Annotated in this window: 20 protein-coding genes and 1 riboswitch; of the genes, 14 read left to right on the top strand and 6 right to left on the bottom strand. The window is 65.2% G+C overall.

The features are described 5' to 3' along the window. Positions 1-56: 56 nt before the first annotated feature. Positions 57-929, top strand: a complete 873-nt coding sequence (locus AAFG07_RS02845) for a methyltransferase domain-containing protein (RefSeq protein WP_342725927.1) — start codon at positions 57-59, stop codon at positions 927-929. A gap of 168 nt (positions 930-1,097) precedes the next feature. On the opposite strand, the gene AAFG07_RS02840 is transcribed toward AAFG07_RS02845, so the two are convergent. Then, positions 1,098-1,781 (bottom strand): DUF938 domain-containing protein, encoded by a 684-nt coding sequence (locus AAFG07_RS02840; RefSeq protein WP_342725926.1) that lies wholly within the window; start codon positions 1,779-1,781, stop codon positions 1,098-1,100. A gap of 400 nt (positions 1,782-2,181) precedes the next feature. On the opposite strand from AAFG07_RS02840, the gene soxX reads away from it, so the two are divergent. From soxX to AAFG07_RS02790, 10 genes are all read left to right on the top strand, one after another. After that, positions 2,182-2,472: a sulfur oxidation c-type cytochrome SoxX gene (soxX, locus tag AAFG07_RS02835; RefSeq protein ID WP_342729034.1), complete on the top strand. Its 291-nt coding sequence runs from the start codon at positions 2,182-2,184 to the stop codon at positions 2,470-2,472. Between the two features lie 32 nt (positions 2,473-2,504). After that, positions 2,505-2,999 carry a thiosulfate oxidation carrier protein SoxY gene (gene soxY, locus AAFG07_RS02830; RefSeq protein WP_342725925.1) on the top strand — a complete coding sequence of 165 codons (495 nt, stop codon included), beginning with the start codon at positions 2,505-2,507 and terminating at the stop codon, positions 2,997-2,999. A 220-nt stretch (positions 3,000-3,219) separates the two neighbouring features. Then, positions 3,220-3,531, top strand: a complete 312-nt coding sequence (soxZ, locus tag AAFG07_RS02825; RefSeq protein WP_092122527.1) for a thiosulfate oxidation carrier complex protein SoxZ — start codon at positions 3,220-3,222, stop codon at positions 3,529-3,531. Further along, positions 3,528-4,382, top strand: coding sequence for a sulfur oxidation c-type cytochrome SoxA (soxA, locus tag AAFG07_RS02820; RefSeq protein ID WP_342725924.1), 855 nt, complete (start codon positions 3,528-3,530; stop codon positions 4,380-4,382). The genes soxZ and soxA overlap by 4 nt, the downstream gene beginning before the upstream one ends. Positions 4,383-4,390: 8 nt before the next feature. Further along, a complete protein-coding gene (locus tag AAFG07_RS02815; protein ID WP_342725923.1) occupies positions 4,391-4,693 on the top strand; it encodes a hypothetical protein in 303 nt (100 codons plus the stop codon). A 192-nt stretch (positions 4,694-4,885) separates the two neighbouring features. Beyond that, positions 4,886-6,634 carry a thiosulfohydrolase SoxB gene (gene soxB / locus AAFG07_RS02810; RefSeq protein ID WP_342725922.1) on the top strand — a complete coding sequence of 583 codons (1,749 nt, stop codon included), beginning with the start codon at positions 4,886-4,888 and terminating at the stop codon, positions 6,632-6,634. After that, the gene (locus AAFG07_RS02805; protein WP_342725921.1) at positions 6,631-7,086 is read left to right on the top strand and encodes a hypothetical protein; all 456 of its coding nucleotides are present in this window, start codon (positions 6,631-6,633) and stop codon (positions 7,084-7,086) included. Before soxB ends, AAFG07_RS02805 begins: the two co-directional genes overlap by 4 nt. Before the next feature lie 68 nt (positions 7,087-7,154). After that, entirely contained in the window at positions 7,155-8,141 is a 987-nt protein-coding gene (locus tag AAFG07_RS02800; protein WP_342725716.1) for an IS481 family transposase, read from the top strand. Between the two features lie 110 nt (positions 8,142-8,251). Continuing rightward, complete coding sequence (locus AAFG07_RS02795; protein ID WP_342725920.1) at positions 8,252-8,710, top strand: DsrE family protein; 459 nt, start codon at positions 8,252-8,254, stop codon at positions 8,708-8,710. Positions 8,711-9,007: 297 nt separating this feature from the next. Further along, positions 9,008-10,048: an MBL fold metallo-hydrolase gene (locus AAFG07_RS02790; RefSeq protein WP_342725919.1), complete on the top strand. Its 1,041-nt coding sequence runs from the start codon at positions 9,008-9,010 to the stop codon at positions 10,046-10,048. Between the two features lie 198 nt (positions 10,049-10,246). Here AAFG07_RS02790 and AAFG07_RS02785 read toward each other — a convergent pair whose 3' ends face one another. The 3 genes from AAFG07_RS02785 to AAFG07_RS02775 form a co-directional block, all read right to left on the bottom strand. Then, positions 10,247-11,059: an ABC transporter substrate-binding protein gene (locus AAFG07_RS02785; RefSeq protein WP_342725918.1), complete on the bottom strand. Its 813-nt coding sequence runs from the start codon at positions 11,057-11,059 to the stop codon at positions 10,247-10,249. A 257-nt stretch (positions 11,060-11,316) separates the two neighbouring features. Continuing rightward, a complete protein-coding gene (locus AAFG07_RS02780) occupies positions 11,317-12,090 on the bottom strand; it encodes an ABC transporter ATP-binding protein (protein WP_342725917.1) in 774 nt (257 codons plus the stop codon). Further along, positions 12,087-13,130: an iron ABC transporter permease gene (locus AAFG07_RS02775; RefSeq protein WP_342725915.1), complete on the bottom strand. Its 1,044-nt coding sequence runs from the start codon at positions 13,128-13,130 to the stop codon at positions 12,087-12,089. The genes AAFG07_RS02780 and AAFG07_RS02775 overlap by 4 nt, the downstream gene beginning before the upstream one ends. Before the next feature lie 112 nt (positions 13,131-13,242). Beyond that, positions 13,243-13,441: riboswitch (cobalamin riboswitch) on the top strand. A gap of 180 nt (positions 13,442-13,621) precedes the next feature. Between AAFG07_RS02775 and AAFG07_RS02770 the strand changes: the two genes are divergently transcribed. Together AAFG07_RS02770 and AAFG07_RS02765 are read left to right on the top strand one after the other, a co-directional pair. Continuing rightward, positions 13,622-15,838: a TonB-dependent receptor gene (locus tag AAFG07_RS02770; RefSeq protein WP_342725914.1), complete on the top strand. Its 2,217-nt coding sequence runs from the start codon at positions 13,622-13,624 to the stop codon at positions 15,836-15,838. A 162-nt stretch (positions 15,839-16,000) separates the two neighbouring features. After that, positions 16,001-16,174, top strand: coding sequence for a hypothetical protein (locus AAFG07_RS02765; protein ID WP_342725913.1), 174 nt, complete (start codon positions 16,001-16,003; stop codon positions 16,172-16,174). 168 nt (positions 16,175-16,342) lie between these two features. Here AAFG07_RS02765 and AAFG07_RS02760 read toward each other — a convergent pair whose 3' ends face one another. Beyond that, positions 16,343-17,590, bottom strand: coding sequence for a hypothetical protein (locus AAFG07_RS02760; protein ID WP_342725912.1), 1,248 nt, complete (start codon positions 17,588-17,590; stop codon positions 16,343-16,345). Positions 17,591-17,813: 223 nt separating this feature from the next. Between AAFG07_RS02760 and AAFG07_RS02755 the strand changes: the two genes are divergently transcribed. Next, on the top strand, positions 17,814-19,046 hold the full coding sequence (locus AAFG07_RS02755) for an MFS transporter (RefSeq protein WP_342725911.1): 1,233 nt from the start codon (positions 17,814-17,816) through the stop codon (positions 19,044-19,046). A 33-nt stretch (positions 19,047-19,079) separates the two neighbouring features. Here AAFG07_RS02755 and AAFG07_RS02750 read toward each other — a convergent pair whose 3' ends face one another. After that, entirely contained in the window at positions 19,080-20,648 is a 1,569-nt protein-coding gene (locus AAFG07_RS02750) for a CHAD domain-containing protein (RefSeq protein WP_342725910.1), read from the bottom strand. Between the last annotated feature and the right edge of the window lie 30 nt (positions 20,649-20,678).

The following is a 20,678-nucleotide window of genomic DNA, read 5'->3' as shown; positions in this document are numbered from 1 at the left end:
TGCTATTTCACACACAACAGTGTGTCAAATGACACAACTCAAGGCAGGGAGTGGCAATGGACCCGCAAGCCGAACTTCGCATCGTACGAGCCGCCTACTCCAAGCAGATCATGGCCGCCGCCAACGTCGCCGATGCGCGGGTGATGGAGGCCTTCGCCGCCGTTCCCCGCGAGGACTTCGTCGGCCCGGGACCGTGGTTGATACTGCGATGGTGGACCCGCGACTACGTGCCGACACCCGAAGCCGATCCGGTCTATCTCTACACCAACGACCTGATCGCCTTGCTGCCGGAGCGGCGCCTCAACAACGGCCAGCCGTCGCTGCACGCCTACCTCATGCACCACGCCGCACCGGCGGCCGGCGAGCATGTGGTGCATATCGGAACCGGCACCGGATATTACACGGCGCTCCTCGCGCATCTGGCCGGACCGACCGGCCGCGTCACCGGCATCGAATACGACCCGGAGCTTGCCGCGCGCGCCCGCGCCAATCTTGCACCCTATCCGAATGTCGAGATTATTGCGGGCGACGGCACGCGCGCATCGTTCGATCCGGCCGACGTGATCTATGTCAATGCCGGCTGTACCCGGCCGGCCGCGCGATGGCTCGACGGGCTTGCCGACGGCGGCCGCCTGATCCTGCCGTTGACGTCGGACGAAGGATTCAAGGGCGGCGCGCCGGAGCAGATCGCGCGCTCCGGCGCGGTGTTCCGTGTCCGGCGCGAGGGCGCGCAGTATCAAGCCACCTGGATCTCACCGGTCGCGATCATTCCCTGCGACGGTGGCCGCGACGAGGCGTCGGAAAAGGTGCTGGCCGAAGCCTTCGCCAGCGGTGGCTGGCAGAAGGTGACGCGGCTCTACCGCGATGCCGACATTCCCGACGAACGCTGCTGGCTGCGCGGGGATGGATGGTGCCTGGCGTACGACTGAGCTGATCGTTCACGGTCTTGTAGGACGGGTTAGCCAACGGGTCCGCGCAAAGCGCGGCCCGATGACAGGCTCCGCGTAACCCGCCTCGTTCGCAGCACGTCACAATGGTGGATTACGCCTTCCGCCTTCGCTCGTTGAACTACGGCGGACGTAGTCGGCTAATCCACCCTACAGGTCACCCTTCCGGACAAACGTCAGGATCATGTTGTTGGCCGGCATCTCGAAGGTGCCGTCAAGCTTCAGCCCGACGCTCTGCGCGAGCGCCTCGACATCTGTGATATCGCGGACGCCCCATTCGGCGTCGCGTTCGCGCAACGAGGTGTCGAACACGGCATTGCTCAGCGCGGTGTGCTTGCCGCCGCGCTTGAACGGGCCGTAGAGGAACAGCCGGCCGTCGGCACGCAAATGCCGCGTGGCACCGGCGAACAGGCCCTCGGCGACGCGCCACGGCGCGATGTGGATCACATTGGCGCAGAAGATCGCGAGCAGTTTGTCCGGACCTTTGCCGTCCGATGGCGTCGGCGACCAGGCCGGATCCGACAGATCGATCGGCTGCGGTGGTCGGATGTTGGGCAAGCCGGCATGCGCGCGCCAGGCCTCGATGCTGCGCAGATGCGCGGCATGGAGGTCGCTCGGCCACCAAATGATGTCGGGCGTCCGACCGGCGAAATGGACGACATGCTGGCCGGTGCCGCTGCCGGCTTCCAGCACGTCGCCGGATCGGCCGGCAAGGTAGTCCTTCAGCACCGCCCAGATCGGCTGGTGATTGCGGTGGAACGCTGCCGCGTCGAGCCGCCCGTCCGCCTCGACCGGCCTGCCGTCCTTGCCGAACTCCACCACAAACTCCGCCACCGCGCTTCTCCTGTTAGCCGTGTCTAGATCAGACTGTTCCTATCGGCAAAGCCGGAACCGGCATGCCGACACTGCCTGATCCGTCATCCTGAGGCGCGAGCGCTTGCGAGCCTCGAAGGATGCACGGCCACCGGCCGGGCCGCGCACCCTTCGAGGCTCGCTCCGCTCGCACCTCCAGCGACAACGGCAAAGCCGTTGCGCGGGGGTGACGGAGAGATATCCTCGCTCTGGCATTAACCCCGTCGCAACGCGCCTATTCTCCGAGTTGCCAGCCGATGGCCTTTGTGCTTTCCACTCTTTATATTGCGATGGGATCATCGAGATTGAAGCCCGGGAAACGTCCTTGATCGCCACTTTCTCCAAGCCAGCCCTTGTCCTGGCGCTGCTGGCGGGCACCGCCATGGCCGCGCCCGCACAGGCCCAATCCGCCGCCGAGGGTGAGAGGCTCGCCTTCGACCGCGGCAAGGGCAATTGCCTGACCTGCCATGTCATCAAGGGCGGCGAGCTGCCCGGCACGATCGGCCCCGAATTGACCGGCCTCAAGGCGAAATACAGCCGCGACGAGCTGATCGCGATCGTGACCGATGAGACCAAGCGCAACCCGCAGACGGTGATGCCGCCGTTCGGCCGAAACCGGATCTTGAGCGAGAAGGAAATCGGCGCGGTGGTGGACTTCCTGCAGACGCTGTGACGCGGCGACATCCGCTTGAGGAGATTCTTTCGATGAACATCACGACCAGCGAATTTTCCGGAACGCGCCGCCTGGTGTTGAAGGGCGCGGGCGTCGCCGCGCTGATCGGCCTTGGCGTCATTCCGTTCGACGTGCCGCAGGCGCTCGCCGCTGCCAACGACAAATATCCGGAAGAGGCGTTCAAGCAGAAGAACGAGGCCGACGCGATCAAGGCGCTCTACGGCAAGACCGCCGAGCCCTCGGACAAGGTCAAGATGGACGCACCGGAGATCGCCGAGAACGGCGCGGTCGTGCCGATCTCCGCCACCACGACGCTATCAGACGTCACCTCGATCTCGTTCCTGGTCAGCGAGAACCCGATCTCGCTGATCGCCTCGTACAGGATTCCGGCCGGCACGCTGCCGAGCGTCGCCAACCGCATCAAGATGGCCAAGACCAGCAACGTCACCGTGATCGTCGAGGCCGGCGGCAAGCTGTACAGCGCCCAAAAGGAAATCAAGGTCACCGTCGGCGGCTGCGGCGGCTAGTGCACATGATGAGCATCGATCGAACCCGCAAACTCGCTGCGCCCCCTCTCCCGCTTGCGGGGGAGGGTCGGGGTGGGGGTTTTGCCACGATAGATGCTCTTCGTTTGGAGAGAGCCCCCACCCGGATCGCATCTTGCGATGCGATCCGACCTCCTCCGCAAGCGGGAGAGGTGAAGCGAGCCCGCGGACGGGCCGTTGCGATAACAGAGGAATAAACCAGATGGCATCGAGCATTCGCGTGCGCGCCACGTCAAACGGCGACACCACCGAGGTGCAGGCGCTGATCCAGCATCCGATGGATTCCGGCTTCGTCAAGGACGCCAAGGGCGAGATCATCCCGCCGCATTTCATCCAGGTGCTAACCTTCGAGTATGACGGCAAGCCGGTGTTCGTCGCCGACTGGGGCGGCGGCGTCTCCAAGGATCCCTACGTCAAGTTCGCCTTCAAGGGCGGCAAGAAAGGCGACGACCTGACGGTCAGTTGGATCGACAACAAGGGCGCGACCGACACCACCACGGCGAAGATTCAATGACGCGGCGCTCGGCAATCCGCGCAGCAATCGCGACGCTGGCGCTCGGCATGCTGGCGCCGGCCGTGCACGCAGCCGGCACCGTCGATCCCGCCGCCGACAAGGCCGCGTTCCAGAAATTCTTCACCGGCAAATTCCCCAAGCTGAAGCTTGAGGATTTCGTCAACGGTCCCTATTCGATGAATGAGGACCTGCACAAGCAGTGGGAGGAGAAGGAGCAGTTTCCGCCCTACGAGTTCTCGCTCGAGGCCGGCAAGGAAATGTTCTCGACGCCGTTCAAGAACGGCAAGACCTACGCCGACTGCTTCCCGAATCAGGGCATCGGCATCCGCCAGAACTATCCTTATTTCGACGAGAAGGAAGGCAAGGTCGTCACGCTCGAGCTCGCGCTCAACCGCTGCCGCGAGGCCAATGGCGAGGCGCCGTTCTCCTATGTGAAGGACGACATGGCCGCGCTCACCGCCTACATGGCCTTCACCTCGCGCGGCAAGCCGATGGACATCAAGATCCCGGACGATCCGCGCGCGCTGGAGGCCTATCAGAAGGGCAAGGAGTATTTCTACACCCGCCGCGGCCAGCTCAATTTCTCCTGCGCCACCTGCCACATCCAGAGCCCGGGCGAGCGGATCCGCGCCGAGGTGCTGGCGCCGGCGCTGGGCATCCTGAACGCGATGCCTATCTACCGCTCGGAATGGTCAGGCATGGGCACGACCAGCCGCCGCTTCACCACCTGCAACAGCCAGATCCGCGGCGTGCCGCTCAATCCGCAGGACGACGAGTACCGCAACCTCGAATATTACCTGTCCTATGTCAGCAATGGCCTGCCGATCTCGGGGCCGGGAGCCAGGCCATGAGTGTGGCCATGAGAGCCATCTTCGCAGCGTCGGCCCTGCTGATCGCGACGACGACCGCAGCCCTCGCCGCCTCCGAGGCCGACTACAAGGCGGCCTACGCCGCGGCTGAGGCCGCCAACAAGGAAGCAGGCCTGCTGCGCAACCAGTGGACTACGACAGCCTCGGCGCTATCCGCCGCAAAAAAGGCCGGTGAGGCTGGTGATTTCGACACCGCAGTCGCCCAGGCCAAGGAGGCCGAGGCGCTGGCAAAGGCATCGATCTTCCAGGCCACCAGCGAAAAGGAACGCTGGAAGGACATGGAAGTTCGCTGATGAGTTTGGGATGAGGTTGAGCCGCGAGCTCCCTGCGCCCCCTCTCCCGCTTGCGGGGGAGGGTCGGGGTGGGGGTTTCGCCGCGATTCACCCCGTTCATTGTGTGGAAAGAGCCCCCACCCGTGTCGCATCTGCGATGCGATACGACCTCCCCCGCAAGCGGGAGAGGTGAAGAGGGGCGCGGAGAGAGTGATGATCATCCGCCGCCGGGATTTCCTGAGAGCTTCGGCCGCCGCAACGCTTGTGGCCGGCCTGCCCCGCCTCGCGCGCAGTGCCGATACCGCCAGCGTCTACGACTTCGAACGCTTCGGCAACGCCCGCATCCTGCACATGACCGACACCCATGCGCAGCTGAAGCCGGTGTTCTTCCGCGAGCCCGGCGTCAATATCGGCGTCGGCGCGATGGCCGGCCAGCCGCCGCATCTGGTCGGCAAGGCGTTCCTCGACCGTTTCGGCATCCGGCCCGATAGCGCCGATGCCTATGCCTTTACCTGCGTCGAGTTCGAGAAGGCCGCCGTCCGCTTCGGCCGGCTCGGCGGCTTTGCCCATCTGAAGACGCTGATCGACAAGCTGCGCGCCGATGTCGGCGAAAAGCGCTCGATCCTGCTCGACGGCGGCGACCTCTGGCAGGGCACCGGGCTCGCCAATGCCATGAACGGCGCCGACATGGTGGAGGCCGCGAACCTGCTCGGCATCGAGGCGATGACCGGGCATTGGGAATTCACCTATGGCGAAGAGGTGCTGCGCGACAATCTCTCCCGCTTCAAGGGCGAGTTTTTGGCGCAGAACGTGTTCCTGACCGAGGAAGCCGCGTTCAACGACGCCAAGGCGTTCGATCCGGCCTCCGGGCGGGTGTTCAAGCCGTCCACGATCAAGGAGATCGGCGGCCACCGCGTCGCGATCATCGGCCAGGCCTTTCCTTACGTGCCGATCGCGCATCCCAAGCGTTTCACGCCGGACTGGAAGTTCGGCATCCGCGACGAGGAGCTGCAAAAGCTCGTCGACGGCCATCGCAACAACGACAAGGTCGAGGCGGTGATCCTGCTGTCGCATAACGGCATGGACGTCGACCTCAAGCTCGCCAGCCGCGTCACCGGCATCGACGTCATCCTCGGCGGCCACACCCATGACGCGATCCCGATCCCGATCACGGTGACCAATGCCGGCGGCGTCACGCTGGTGACCAATGCCGGCTCCAACGGCAAGTTCATCGGCGTGCTCGATCTCGACCTCGCCAAAGGCAAGGTCGCCAATGTCCGTTACCGCCTGCTGCCGGTGTTCGCCGAGCTGCTGAAGCCCGATCCGGCGATGCAGACGCTGATCGACAAGATGCGCGATCCGCATGCCGACGAATGGAGCGACAAGCTCGGCACGGCCGACCGCCTGCTTTACCGTCGCGGTAATTTCTCCGGCACCGTCGACCAGCTGATCTGCGATGCGCTGCTGAACGAGCTCAACGCCGAGATCGCGCTGTCGCCCGGCTTCCGCTGGGGCCTCACCACGCTCGCCGGCCAGCCGCTGACCATGGACGACGTGCTGTCGGAGACCGCGATCACCTATCCCGAGACCTACGTCGCTGGCATGACCGGCAGCCAGATCAAGGATGTGCTGGAAGACGTCTGCGACAATTTGTTCAACGTCGATCCCTACTACCAGCAGGGCGGCGACATGGTCCGCGTCGGCGGCCTCGCCTACACCTGCACGCCGGGCGAATCCGTCGGCAAGCGCATTTCCGAGCTGAAGCTCGGCAACGGCAAGCATCTCGAAGCCGGCAAGCATTACAAGGTCGCGGGCTGGGCCTCGGTCAACCAGCAGACCGGCGCGCCGATCTGGGATGTCGTGGCCAAGCATCTGCGCTCCGGCCGGCCGCCGAACCGCGACGAACCCGGGGTGACGCTGAAAGGCGTCGAGGACAACCCGGGCATTGCGAGGCACGGATGACGCGGCGCGCGTTCATCGCGGCGCTCGGCCTTGCGGCGGTCGCGCTGGCAGCGCCGCCGGCCCGCGCTCAGCTCGCGCCGCTGCAGGACAAGCCGTTCGCCGAGCACAAGGTCGTGCTGCAGCTCTCCGACAACGATCCGAAGAAGCAGGGCCTCGTCATCAGCGTCGCGAGCAATCTGATGAAGCACTACGACCCCGACAAGGTCGCGGTCGAGATCGTCGCCTTCGGCCCCGGCATCGAGCTGCTCAAGCCTGATAATGCCAACCGCAAGCTGGTCGAGAGCCTGGTCGCGCAGGGCGCGCGGGTCGATATCTGCCTCAACACCGTCGACACCATCGAGCGCGACAGCGGCAAGCGGCCCGACTACATCGCAGCCGCCACCCCCGTGCAGGTCGGCGTCGCACAGATTTTGCTTCTCACCGAGAACGGATACACGCTGGTCCGGCCTTAACCCCCGCCGTCATTGCTGTCGATGTTCACTAATTCGCTGATTGGATCGCTCGACTGGAGGATGATCCGATGCGCGATAACAGCTACGACCGGACGATCGAACGTAACTATCTGCAGAAGTGGCGATTTCTGATCCCGGAGTATGAGGCAGTAAAGGCTGGCCGATCGGAGCTGTTCAAACGGGTGGGGGATTTCTACCGCCACCATGGGACCTGCTCGCAGACGTTCCGTAAGTATTACAATCGCTATTTGCAGAGCGGCGACGAAGCGGATTTGTTGCCGCGCCGCCGCGGCCCCAAATGGCGGGAGCGGCGCGAGCCGGCAGGGATCGAGGCGGAGATCATCGCTTGCCGCAGGCGAGGGATGAACCGTTACGAGATCCATGCGGTCTTGCGCGAGCAGCGGGACACAGTACCTTCGCCGGTGACGATCTACCGGGTGCTGCGACGCCATCAGCTAAACCGCCGCACGCCGGCGATGCGTGAGGAGAAACGTCGCATTATCAAGGACAAGCTCGGGGAACTGGGCCACGTCGATCTGCATCAATTGCCGCGCGATATGTTCCTCGCGCCACCCTCGGTCACGGCCTACATCGTCAGCTTGATCGACAGTTGCTCGCGTCTGGCCTGGGCCGAGGTCCTGGCCTCCAAGAAGGCACTGCCAGTCATGTTCAAGACGCTGAAGATGATCAACACCCTCAACGTCACCTATGGGCTCGCCTTCCAGGAAATCCTGTCCGACAACGGTGCCGAGTTCGCCTCCCGCAACAATCCTCAGGAACATCCCTTCGAGGCCATGCTGCTCGAACTTGGCATCAAGCACCGCTACACCAGACCCTATCGACCGCAGACCAATGGCAAGGTCGAGCGCTTCTGGCGCACCCTCGACGAGGACGTGATCGAGGGCGCCACCTTCGACAACCTCGACCACTTCGCCAATGAGCTGTTCGAGTATCTGATTTACTACAACAACCACAGGCCTCACCAAGCCCTAGCAGGACAAACGCCAAAGGCCTTCGCCGCTACCAAGACCACCGCGATCCAATCAGCGAATTAGTGAACATGCACAATTGCGAGCGAAGCGAAGCAATCCATGCTTGGTCGCAAGGACAGAATGGATTGCTTCGTCGCTTCGCTCCTCGCAATGACGGAGAGAGCGGCAGTCACATGAGAGACCCTGCCATGCTTCGCCGTCTCGCCGCCGCCGCCGTGCTTTCGCTTGCCTTCACAGCGAGCGCACTCGCCGCCGACAAGCCGCACCGCATCGCGATCCAGGTCGACCAGAACGACCCGCAGATCATGAATCTCGCGCTCAACAATGCGACCAATGTGATCGAATATTACCGCGCCAGGAACGAGGACGTGGAGGTCGACATCGTCACCTACGGTCCCGGCGTGCACATGCTGCGCAGCGATACCTCGCCGGTGCAGGACCGCATCAGGCGGCTCAAGGATTTCGTGTTTCCGGGCAAGATCCAGTTCTCCGCCTGCAACAACACCCGGCAAGGCATGGAGAAGGCCGAGGGCCACGCGATCTCCGTCGTCCCGGATGCCACCATCGTACCGTCAGGGGTGGTCCATCTGATGGAGCTGCAGGAGCAGGGCTGGAGTTACGTTCGGCCGTAGAGGGGGGCCTGTGAGGCCCGCCATGGAGGACATTGCGAACGCAAGCCTTTCGAGCGGCACCAAGCATCCAGTGTCGTCCTGGCGAAAGCCAGGACCCATTACCCCAGCCATTTGTGTTGCGCGGCGCTGGGGCCACGATCGTGCTCATAATCAGACTCGGTGGTTATGGGTCCTGGCTTTCGCCAGGACGACGGGGGTGATGAGACAGATTGTCGGGGGATGGATTTGCTTTGAATCGCCCCTATCTATGGAATAATATCCTCTTCACGACTCGACCCGGAGAACAGGTAAGCCGTCATGATCTTTCGCCAGCTCTTCGACAGCGTATCCGGCACCTACAGCTATCTGCTCGCGAGCCGCGCCGGTGGCGAGGCGCTGATCCTCGATCCGGTGCTGGAGAAGGCCGACCGCTACTGCAAGCTGTTGCAGGAACTCGACCTCAGGCTGGTCAAGGCGGTCGATACGCATCTGCACGCCGATCACGTCACCGGCCTCGGCGAGCTGCGTGACCGCACCCAGTGCATCACCATCATGGGCGAGCAGAGCAAGGCCGACGTGGTGTCGATGCGGGTCTCCGACGGCGACAGAGTGACGATCGAGGGGCTTTGCCTCGAGGCGATGTACACGCCCGGCCACACCGACGATTCCTACAGCTATCTGATGGGCGACCGCGTCTTCACCGGCGACACGCTCTTGATCCGCGGCACCGGCCGCACCGATTTCCAGAACGGCAGCGCGCGGGCGCAGTATGATTCGATCTTCAACCGGCTGCTCAAGCTGCCGGAAGAGACCATGGTATTCCCCGCGCATGACTACAAGGGCGACACCGTCTCCACCATCGGCGAGGAGAAGCGCTACAATCCGCGGCTGCAGGTGAAATCGATCGACGACTATGTCGAGCTGATGAACAACCTCAACCTGCCGAACCCGAAGCTGATGGATGTCGTGCTGCCCGCCAATATGCATGTCGGCCTGCACCAGGACGAGCTCGCCAAGGAAGGCCTCTCTCTCAGTGCGCGCGACGCCATCGCGAGCCTCGGCCGGCCCGATATCCTGCTGGTCGATCTGCGCGAGAGCGGCGAGCGCGCCAAGCACGGCATGCTGCCCGGTGCGCTGCACGCGCCCTATCCCGGCATTTGCGCCACCTTGCAGCCCGGCGGCATGCTGCGCGAAGTCGCGGCAGCAACCGGCCGCCGCGTCGTGTTCTTCTGCGCCTTCGGCGAGCGCTCCGCGATGGCCGTTGCCGCCGCGAAGAAGGCAGGACTGGCGAACACCGCCCATATCGAGGGCGGCATCGATGCGTGGAAGAAGGCCGGCGGGCCGGTGGTGATGGGGTAAACGCGTAGCCGTCTAGCCCACACGGAAATATGAGACCGTCACCCCCGCGCAACGGCTTCGCCGTTGTCGCTGGAGGTGCGAGCGAAGCGAGCCTCGAAGGGCGCCGGCCCCGCTCCCTCCGCAAACATTTGGAAGCATCCGGGCCGTACATCCTTCGAGACGCGCTACGCGCTCCTCAGGATGACGGATGACGAGGGATCACCGCGCCACCCGCTGCAACTCCGCCGTCAGCCGATCCAGCGCATCCGCCAGCATCACGCCGCCGCACACCGTGAGCCGCTCCGGCAGCACGATGCGCTTGCTCTCCGGGTAGAAACGTTCAAGCGCCGGATGCAGCAGGAAGGCGCGGCCCTCATCCTGGGCGCGATCGCCGGCCTCCGACACCAGGATGAAGTCCGGCCGCAATTTTACGATTGCCTCCAGCGAGGCAAATCCGCCCGCGCTGAAGCCGAGTTCGCCCGCGGCATTGGTCAGACCGGTCGCCGCCATCAGCGAGCTGATCAGGCTGCTGTCGCCTGAGACAAAGCCGCGGCGCTCCACCGACAGCACGCGATAGTGATGACCATCAGCCACCGCGCGCGCACGCGCGACCGCCGCATCGAGGCGCGCGATCTCGGCTCGCGCGCGATCCGGATGCTGCACCACGTCGCCCATCGCGCGGATCTGGTCCCTCACCTCGTCCAGCGTGCGCGGCACGGTGAACTCGACGAGGTGCAGCCCCTGCGCCTTCAAGAGATCGCGCGTCGCGCGCTTGTCGAACAGGCTGACGACGACAAGGTCGGGCTTGAGCAGCAGCACGTCCTCGGCCCCGCCCGACAGAAGCGGATAGTTTTGGGCTTTCTCGGCGGCCCAGGATTGCCAGGCATCGCGCGAAAAGCGGCTGAGGCCGAGGATCTGGTCCGGGTCGGCCAGCGACAGCACGAGCTGGTCGCTGCAGACGTTCATCGAGACGATGCGCGGTCCGGCGGAGGACGCGGCAGTGCACGAGATCAGCCACAGCAGAATCGCCATCACCGCTCCGAGATGAAGTGAGGCAAGCTGGCGGCCATTGAAAAGGTGCGCCCCCTCTCCCGCTTGCGGGGGAGGGTCAGGGTGGGGGTTTCGCCGCGAATCATATTGCGGAGAGAGCCCCCACCCGCATCGCATCTGGCGATGCGACATAGCCGAAGCCTCGCTTCGGCGTTTCTCAGGAACGGCCGCCGAAGGCGGCCTATGCTCCCCCGCAAGCGGGAGAGGTGAGCCGAGTTCGTGGAGAGGCCCCGGCCTCATCAGACGTCCGCCCATGGCACGATGACGGCCTCGCGCTGAAATTCGGCGCGGTAGGCGCTGACGCGGAACACGCTGGCCAGCACGCTCTCGGACAACGCTTCAGCGGGCGCGCCTTGCGCCGCCAGCCGCCCGTCCGACAGCACCAGCACGTGATCGGCAAAACGCGCGGCGAGCCCGAGATCGTGCGTCACCAGGATGACCAGCACGCCGGTGTCGGCGACGTTGCGCAGCTTCTGCATCACGTCGATCTGGTGGCGCGGATCGAGCGAGGCGGTCGGCTCGTCGGCGAGGATCACCGGCGCCTCCACCGCCAGCACCCGGGCCAGTGCAACGCGGCTGCGCTCGCCGCCGGACAGCTCGGTGACGCGGCGATCGCTGAATTCGGTGACATCGACCGCCTGCATCGCCCGCAGCACCGCCTCGATATCCCTTGGCGACAGCCGCGCAGGATCGGTCGCGCCATGCGGATAGCGGCCGAGCGCCACGATATCGCGCGCCGGCAGCGGCCAGTGCACCATGTGCCCCTGCGGCAAATAGGCGAAACGCTTCGCGCGCTCGCGCAGCGCAAGCGACGCCAGCGCGTCGCCGCCGATCCTGATCTCGCCGTCGGATGGAATCAGCCCGGCGAGCGCGCGCAGCAGCGTGGTCTTGCCGGCGCCGTTCGGACCGACCAGCGCAACCAGATGGCCCGCTTCCAGCGACAGCGAAACGTCGCGCAGCACCTTGCGGCTGCCGAGCGAAGCGTTGAGCGCGGTGGCGGAGAGCAGCGTCATGCCACGCCTCCGCCGAGCGCGCGGCGTTCGCGCATGATCAGATAGAGGAAGAACGGCACGCCGATGATTGAGGTCAGCACGCCGACCTTGATATCCGAGGTCGAGGGGATGATGCGCACCGCGATATCGGCGGCGAGCAGCAGCGCCGAACCGGTGAGCGCGCTCGGCACCAGCAGCCGCGCCGGATCGTGACCGATCAGGGGGCGCATCAGATGCGGAGCGACGAGACCGATGAAGCCGATCGTGCCTGACACCGCGACCGCACCGCCGACGCCGAGCGCAGCCCCCGCGATCACGAGCAACCTTAGCCGTCCGACATCGACGCCAAGGCTCTGCGCCGCCTCCTCGCCAAGCGTCAGCGCGCGGAACGCGCTCGCCTGGCTGAGCAGGACGGCGGCGCCCGCGATGATGAAGGGCAACGCCAGCGCCACGTGCTGGAAGCTGCGGTCCTCCAGCGAGCCGAGCAGCCAGAATGCGATCTCGAGCACCACGAACGGATTGCTCGAGAGGTTCATCACCAGCGCGGTCGCAGCCCCGGCAAAGCTCGAGATCGCGAGTCCCGCGAGGATCAGGATCAAGAGCCCGGCATTGCGGCCGGCGATCGCAAGCAGCGCGAACACCGAGCCGAACGCGGCGATGATCGCCACCACCGGCAGCGCGTAGGAGCGCACATCGGCGAGGCCCAGCGCGATCACCAGCACCGCACCGAATGCCGCCGATTGCGGCGCGCCGAACAGCGACGGCGAGGCCAGCGGATTGCGCAGCAGTCCCTGCAGCGCGGCGCCCGATAGCCCGAGAATACCGCCGATCGCGAATGCCAGAATAGTGCGCGGCAACCGGATCTCGCGCACGATCACCTGCGCCACATCGCTGCCGCCGCCGAACAGCGCCTCAATCACCGCGAGCGGCGACAGCCGCACCGGCCCGATGCCGAGCGAGAGCACCAGCAGCAGGACCACGAGCGCGAGCAGCGCCGCGGTGGCGCTCCACCGGCGCCGCGCCGCGACCTCGGCCGCCAAGGCAAAATCCTGCACGCTCATTGGATCCATGCTCTTACAGCGATCGCCGTGGCAGGCAAGCGACACCCGCCAAAAACCGTAGCCGCGCGGCCACTGCCCGACGTCCGCCGGGTTGACATTGCTGCCGGGCCGAACCCTAGATGAACATGACGGTTCTTTTATGAGATGAAAAGGGAATGCGGTGCGGGGAAACTTCCCCAATGCCGCGGCTGCCCCCGCAACTGTATGCGGTGAATCCTTCGTCAGATGCCACTGGGAATCTCGGTCCTGGGAAGGCGACGAAGGGTAACGACCCGCGAGCCAGGAGACCTGCCGTCAGCCGTGGTCACACGCGAAGATGCCGGTCGGGGAGTACAGGCATGAGCTTCACCTGAGGCTGCAAGCAGCTGAGCCTGCGAGCACGATGGTGAGACTGGTTCGCGGTGACGTGCCACTGACGTTACCGAGGTCTCACTTAGATGTTCTCCAACTCTTCCTCCCGGCGCCGCCGTGCGCTTCTGCTCGCGTCGACGATGATCGCGCCGACCATCATCATCTCAACCGCACGGGCGCAGCAGGTGCCCTCTCCGAATCAGCTGCCGGCCATCGAAATCACCCAGCCGGGCGACCAGAATTTTACGCGCGCCAAGCCGGCCGCTGACGAAGCGCTGGCGCCGCGCCGCCCGGCGCCGGGCACCGCGCAAGGCAACAATGTGGGCAGTGGAGCAGGATCAAGCACGACAGGGACCGGACCGGCCACCGGAACGGGCGGCACCGGTAGCGGCGGCCGCCAGTTCGCCGGCATTGTCGGCTCTTCCTCGACCGTGATCACCGCCGACGACATCGCGCATTCGCCGGTGCAGTCGCTGCCCGAGATTCTCGCGCAGGTGCCGGGAGTCCAACTGCAATCACTCTATGGTGGCCCGAACGGCGCCAAGACTGCGGTCGACCTGCGCGGCTTCGGCGCGTTCGCCTCGGACAACACCCTGTTCCTGCTCAATGGCCGCCGCCTCAACGACGTCGACAAGGCCGGCTTCGATCTCACCACGATCCCGCTCGATTCGATCGAACGCATCGAGATCACGCGCGGCAACAGCGGTGCGGTGCTCTATGGCGACAACGCAGTGGGCGGCGTGGTCAACATCATCACCAAGACCGGCGCCGGCGGTCCGCCGGCCACGATCCGGGCCGAAGGCGGCTTCGGCTCGTTCAACACCCGCATGGCCGCGGTGTCCGCGGCACTCAACTCCGGCCCGTGGTCCACCTCGTTCTACGGCAACGGCATCAAGTCCGACGGCTACCGCGTCAACAATGCGCTCGACCAGCGCAACGCCGTCGGCAACGTCAATTACACGACACCAGATTTGACCGCCTTCCTCACCGTCACCGGCAGCGACCAGAAGCTCGGCCTGCCCGGCGGACGGCTGGTCGATCCGTCGATCGGCGTCAACGAGTTGCTCACCGATCGCCGCGGCGCCACCACGCCCTTCGACTACGCCAACCAGCAGACCGCCAGTGTCACCACCGGATTCACCAAGACGCTGATGAACGGCGTCGACCTCATCGTCGACGGCGGCTGGCGCCAGCGCGAGACGCAAAGCGGCTTCTTCGGCACCGTGCCGACCATCAGTTTCGCCTCGACCTACAATGACGCCGCGCTGCAGACCTGGTCGATCACGCCGCGCCTCAGCGTCAAGAACGTCGTGCTGGGAATGCCGTCCACGATCCTGACCGGTATCGACTATTACGATTCGACGTTCCGTGAGGCGCGCGGCGCCTATCAGGGCGTCGATCCCACCCACATCTACAACATCGAGCAGCAGACCGTGGCCGGGTACTGGCAGCACACGATCGGCCTGCTGCCGACCACCGATTTCTCGTACGGCGCGCGCGTCCAGAACACCAGCGTCTCGGCACGCGATCGCTACGATCCGAATGCGCCGTTTGCCTTCGACGCGCAGGCGGCGCCGCTCGACAGCAACGAGACCCAATACGCGCTGCATGTCGGCGCCGAGCATCGCTTCACCGACAGCTTCTCGGTGTTCGGCCGTGCCGCGCGCGCATTCCGCACGCCCGATGTCGACGAACGCGTCGCATCGGGTCCGTCATTCGACCCGCTGACCTTCGCCCCGGTCCCGCAGAACTTCCAGCTCAAGACCCAGACGTCGCAGGACGTCGAGGGCGGCTTGCGCGTCAAGACCAACCTGTTTCAGGTGCAGACCAGCGTCTATCTGATGGATCTCGAGAACGAGATCCATTTCAACCCGGTGCTATTCTACAACGTCAACCTCGACCCCACCCGCCGCTACGGCTCCGAGACCAGCGCCTCGCTGAAGGTCAGTGACACCGTCACCCTGCGCGGCGGCATGGCGATCACCCGCGCCGTGTTCCGCGAAGGCATGTGGGCCGGCAACGACGTGCCGCTGGTGTCGCGCTACACCGGCAATCTCGGCGTGACCTGGAATATCTGGCAGAACTATCTGGTGTTCGATGCCACGGTGCGGGCCTGGAGCTCGCGCATCATGGACAACGACCAGGCCAACACCCAGAGCCGGATTCCCGCCAACGCCACTGCCGATCTCAAGCTCAGCGGGCAGGTTGACCGCTTCTTCTGGTCGCTCAGCGTGAACAATCTGTTCAACGCGCTGTACTACGACTACGCCATCGCGAGCTCGTTCACGGCCGGCCGCTTCTCGGCCTATCCGCTGCCCGGCCGCACCTACATGGTCAGGGCGGGCGCGACGTTTTAGAGCATGATCCGGAAAAGTGGGGACCGGCTTTCCGAAAAGATCATGCTCCAGCAAAACCGGCGCGGCGGGTGTGACCCGGCCGCGCCCATCTCCTTACGTTACAAACCCCGGCGAACTGGGGTAGAATTCCGGCAGCTGATTTGACCCGCGCAGGGGAAACGCATGGCCAAGGCCGGAAAGAAGAGCAAGGGCGGCGGCAAGATCGACGACAAGACCGACGACAAGTCGAAAAAGCCTCCGCCGCCCGCGGCGCCACAGGACGACGATTATTACGAGGACGGCGACATCGCCACGCCGAAGGTCGATCGCTACGGCAATGATGACGAGCCGTTGTGAGGGATCAGCGATATCCATCCCCACGTCGTCCCGGCGAAAGCCGGGACCCATAACCACAGGGTTGGGTTGTTGAGACAAGCTGTAGCCCCAGCGATGCACAACAATCACCTTCGGTGGTTATGGGTCCCGGGTCGCGCTTCGCTTGCCCGGGACGACGTGGGGATGGGGCTAGCAGAAATCCTCACCCTCGATCTTCTTGATACTTGCGCGATCGAGCAGATGCGCACCGAAGCCGCCGCGCGCCAGCGATGAGGCGATCGGCGGCGATGCCAGCAGCAGTGCTGTCGTCATCGCCAGCGGCACGGCGCTGAGCCAATCGAGCCGCACCGGCGTCAACTCCTCGCTGCTTCTCCGATAGAGACCTTCGCCCGCGGCGATGCGGCCGCATTCCCTGATCAGGTCACGCCGGGTGCCGTCGCGCGATGCGCTACCGAGCAACGCCTGCATCGCCAGATGTGTGCGCACGCCGGCACGACCATCGGCCAGCGGCGCCGGCGTCTCGCCGAGCGAGACGCGCAGCAGCAGATCGACCAGATCGGTGCCGGACCGGTACGCATTGACGGGCTCGACCAGCCGCGGGTTGCAGTCGATCAACAGCGGCGTTGCGCTGTCGAGCGGCATGATGACGTCGACCGAGAGCGCGCCGTGCCAACCGAGATGCGCGCCGATGGTCTCGAGCGCAGCACGGACCGCCGGCCGGCTCTCGCTCTCCTTGATTGCCTCGCCGCCGCCGACGCCGGCCGCGATCTGCCGGTAGGCGTGAAAGCCGACCAGCCTGCCGCGGCAGAACACCGACTGGGCCTTCTCGACCGTGCCGGTGATGAGATCCTGCGCCAGCACCTCGCCGGCAAAATCGCCGGCGGATTCGAGATCATAGAGCGCGCGGTTGAGATCGCCGGCATCGCGCACGAACCAGACGCCGCGGCTGGCAGTGCCGACCGACGTCTTGACCACGGATGGAAACCGCACCGCCTCGCGCAGCTCGTCGGCCGAGCGCGCGATCCGGGTCGGCGGCTGCGGCAGGCCGAGCCGGTCGAGCAGCCGGCTGAAGCCGGCCTTGCTGTGCACGGCGCGATAGCTGTCGAAATCCGGCAGCGCCAGACCGGTCCGTGATGTCAACCGCGCCGCGGCGCGGGCGAACAGAAAGCCCTGCTCGTGGGTCGGCAGCAGCACATCGAAATGCCGCGACGCCAACAGTCGCTCGACGAAGCGGAGGAAGCCGGCCGGATCTGACCGCAGCGGCGGACAATGGTGGTATTTGCGGACAAAGCGGGAATAACGCGCCAGGCACCAGCGCGAAGGATCGCAGATCTCGACGTGATGGCCGGCCAGCCCCAGGATCGTGATCGCCTCGCGGCCGGAGGTGCTGGAGCCCTCTGACACAAGCACCCGGAGCGGCTTTTTGGCGTCGATCATGGCTGATCATCACCGCAGGACCACACTTTGTCGCCGCCTTTAATGCCGCATGTGTCGATCCGGCACGCCCGCGCCGGGGGCAGCCATGCGCCCGCGTTCATGGACAATTAGCGGCCAGCCCTTATTTTCTGCCGGCCCTGCCGGGCATTTTTTGACGCGTTTTCGTCACGCGAACCGGTACCCACTTCGCTCGAAAACGCTTTGGAACTGGGGCTTCACTGACATGGTCGACATTCTGGCCGCACCGCAGCAAGCGAAGGCCGACAGCGCGCTGCGCACGCTGACGGGAATTTCGGTCGCCCATTGGGTCAGCCATTTCCATATCTTCGTGCTGCCGATGCTGTTCCCGTTCCTGAAGCAACAGCTCGGCGTCGGCTATATCGAACTCGGTTTCGCGCTGACGGTGTTTGCGGTGGTGTCGGGCTTGACCCAGGCGCCGATCGGCTACCTCGCCGACCATATCGGCGCGCGCAAGATCCTGCTGATCGGGCTGACCATCGGCGGCTGCGCGCTGATCGGGCTCGGCCTGCATCTGAGCTATACGTCGCTGATCGTCTGTGCCGTGGCGCTCGGCCTCGCCAACAGCGTCTACCATCCGGCTGACTACGCGATCCTCTCGGCCCATATGGACGAGGCGCGGATGGGCCGCGCCTTCTCGATCCACACCTTTGCCGGCTTCCTCGGCGGCGCGGTGGCGCCTGCGATCATGGCGGCGCTGGTCGCCTCGATCGGCGGCCCCGGCGCGCTGATCGTGGCCGGCGCGGTCGGCCCGCTGGTGGCGCTGTTCCTGATCGTGCTCGGCATTCCCGATGCCGGCGCCAACAAGAACAAGCCGAAGGACGATGCGACCCCGAAGGCGAGCGTGATCACGCCGGCGCTGATGGTGCTGACAGCGTTCTTCACGCTGCTCAGCCTCTCGACCTCAGGCATCAACAATTTCGGCGTGGTCGCGCTGATGGGCGGTTACGGCGCGTCGTTCTCGACCGCCAACATCGCGCTGACCGCGTTCCTCGGCGCCAGCGCGGCCGGCGTGCTCGCCGGCGGCTATCTCGCCGACTGGACCCATCGCCACAGCCAGCTCGCCGCAGGCTGCTTCGCGGTCAATGCCGTGCTGGTCGTGCTGGTCGCACTGGTGAACCTGCCGCCCGTCGCGCTCACGCTTGCGATGGGGCTTGCCGGATTCCTTGGCGGCGTGATCGCGCCGTCCCGCGACATGATGGTGCGCAATGCCGCGCCTCCCGGCGCAGCGGGCCGCGCCTTCGGCATCGTCTCCACCGGTTTCAACTTCGGCGGCATCGTGAGCCCGCTGCTGTTCGGCTGGATCATGGATCAGCACATGCCGCACTGGGTGTTCGGCGCCTCGGCGGTCTTCATGGTGCTGACGGTGCTGCTTGCGCTGGTCACCGAGCGCAAGCCGCGGGCCTCCGCACTTGCGACCCAGGCGCAGCCCCGTTAGGCAACCCGCGCGGATCGCCTTCCGCTGCCAAACTCACCGGCCCCAGAATGCCGGCGTCGTCTTGAACCGCCGCCAACTCTTGCGCAGCGTTTTCGCCACCGCGATCTGATCGCGGGCGAGCCAGCCGGCCATCGCGCCGATGCCGAGATGAAGCGCAGGCTGGTCGTCCTGCCGGATGGCATGGAGCAGCACGCGCGTGCTTCCGATGTCGCACACCCGCCCGAGAGTGGTCTGCAGCCCGGCGAGCCGCTTCACGTAGCGCTTCGCCGGCGCGTGGGACGCATAAAGCGGCAGGAAGAACTCCGCCGCATAGCGCAACTTCTTGAGGTTGATCCTGAGATTGTGCTGCGCGTGGATATCGAGCCGCCGGAAGCGCGCGCCACGCTTCAATGTCTTGCGATGCAATCGTTCCAGAATTTGATCGGCGAGCACCGGCATTGGCTGCGACAGCACAGCCAGCGCTTCGCTGTCGATCTCGTTGCGCCAGCCGCGGCGTTCCACCAGATGCCCCAGCGAGAGCAGGAAACGGCTGCATCGAGGGTCAGCCAGAACGCTTTGCAAGGTGCCGTAGCTCGACTTCCGTTGCTGTTGAACCGCCTGGCGGAGGCCATCCAGATCGATATCCGGAACCGCGCTGACCAGACGGTTGATCGTCGTCTCGGCGAAGACGTCCCAATCCCGGGCCTTGCCGAGTTGCCGCATCAGCCATTTTGCTTCGCTGTTGATCGCCAGGAATGCCGGCGATGGAATGTCGCGCCGGAACAGCGCGCAGATCGTCCGCAAGCGTCGCAAGGCCACGCGCATCTGGTGCACGCCTTCGGGATCCGATCCCTGCTCGGCCACCGCGTGATTTCTCAAAAGATGGTGCCAGCAGGAGCCCACCAGCAGCGCGATGACGTCGTCGACCGCAAGCTCCGCGGTGATGCCTGGCAACTCGGCCTTCGCCGCCGACGGCGCGACATCGAACGCCAGCGCATAGCCGCGTTCTGCCTTGCTGCGCGTGCCGATCTGCAGCGGTGCTGCATCGAGCAACTGGGTTCCGAGATCGAACAGGACGCCGGCATTGCCGCTCTTCAATTCAAGCTCGATTTCCGACAGCACTTCCTGGCGCGCATCGGCCTCGATCGTCCCCTCGTCGAATGCGATCTCAACCGACGCATCGGGCAGATCGAGCTGCCGCGCGTGGCGGCGCACTTTTGTCGCGAACACCGGCACCAGCGCAATGTTGCTCAGCGCCGCTACGGGATCGCCGATCTCGTCGGCGGGGAACCGCGCCAGATCAGGGGCGATGCCTTCGACCGCCGCCTCCCATTGGCGTCGCATCAGAGGCTGCGCGCCATTGGGCGCAAGCTTCAGCGTCTGGACGAAGGTCTTGCCGCTGCGTCGCACGCGCAGCGACATGCCATGCTGAAACAACAGCCGCTCCGGCGTGTCGTAATAAACCGTCTCCAGCCGGTGAAATGCACCGCGATTGCGCGCATGCTGCACGATGCAGGCTGCCTCGCGCAGTTTTTCGAGGCTTCCTTGCGGCGCAAGCAGCTTGAGTTCGATTTCCGCCTGATCGCCATGCCTGACGGCAATGGGAGTCCCCGCATCGGTCACGACCGGCCGCCGTCCATTCAATGATATCGC

The organism is Bradyrhizobium sp. B097, from assembly GCF_038957035.1.
Classification (GTDB): Bacteria; Pseudomonadota; Alphaproteobacteria; order Rhizobiales; family Xanthobacteraceae; genus Bradyrhizobium.
The sequence above is the reverse complement of the archived record's forward strand: the minus strand, read 5'-3'. Positions and strand labels throughout refer to the sequence as shown.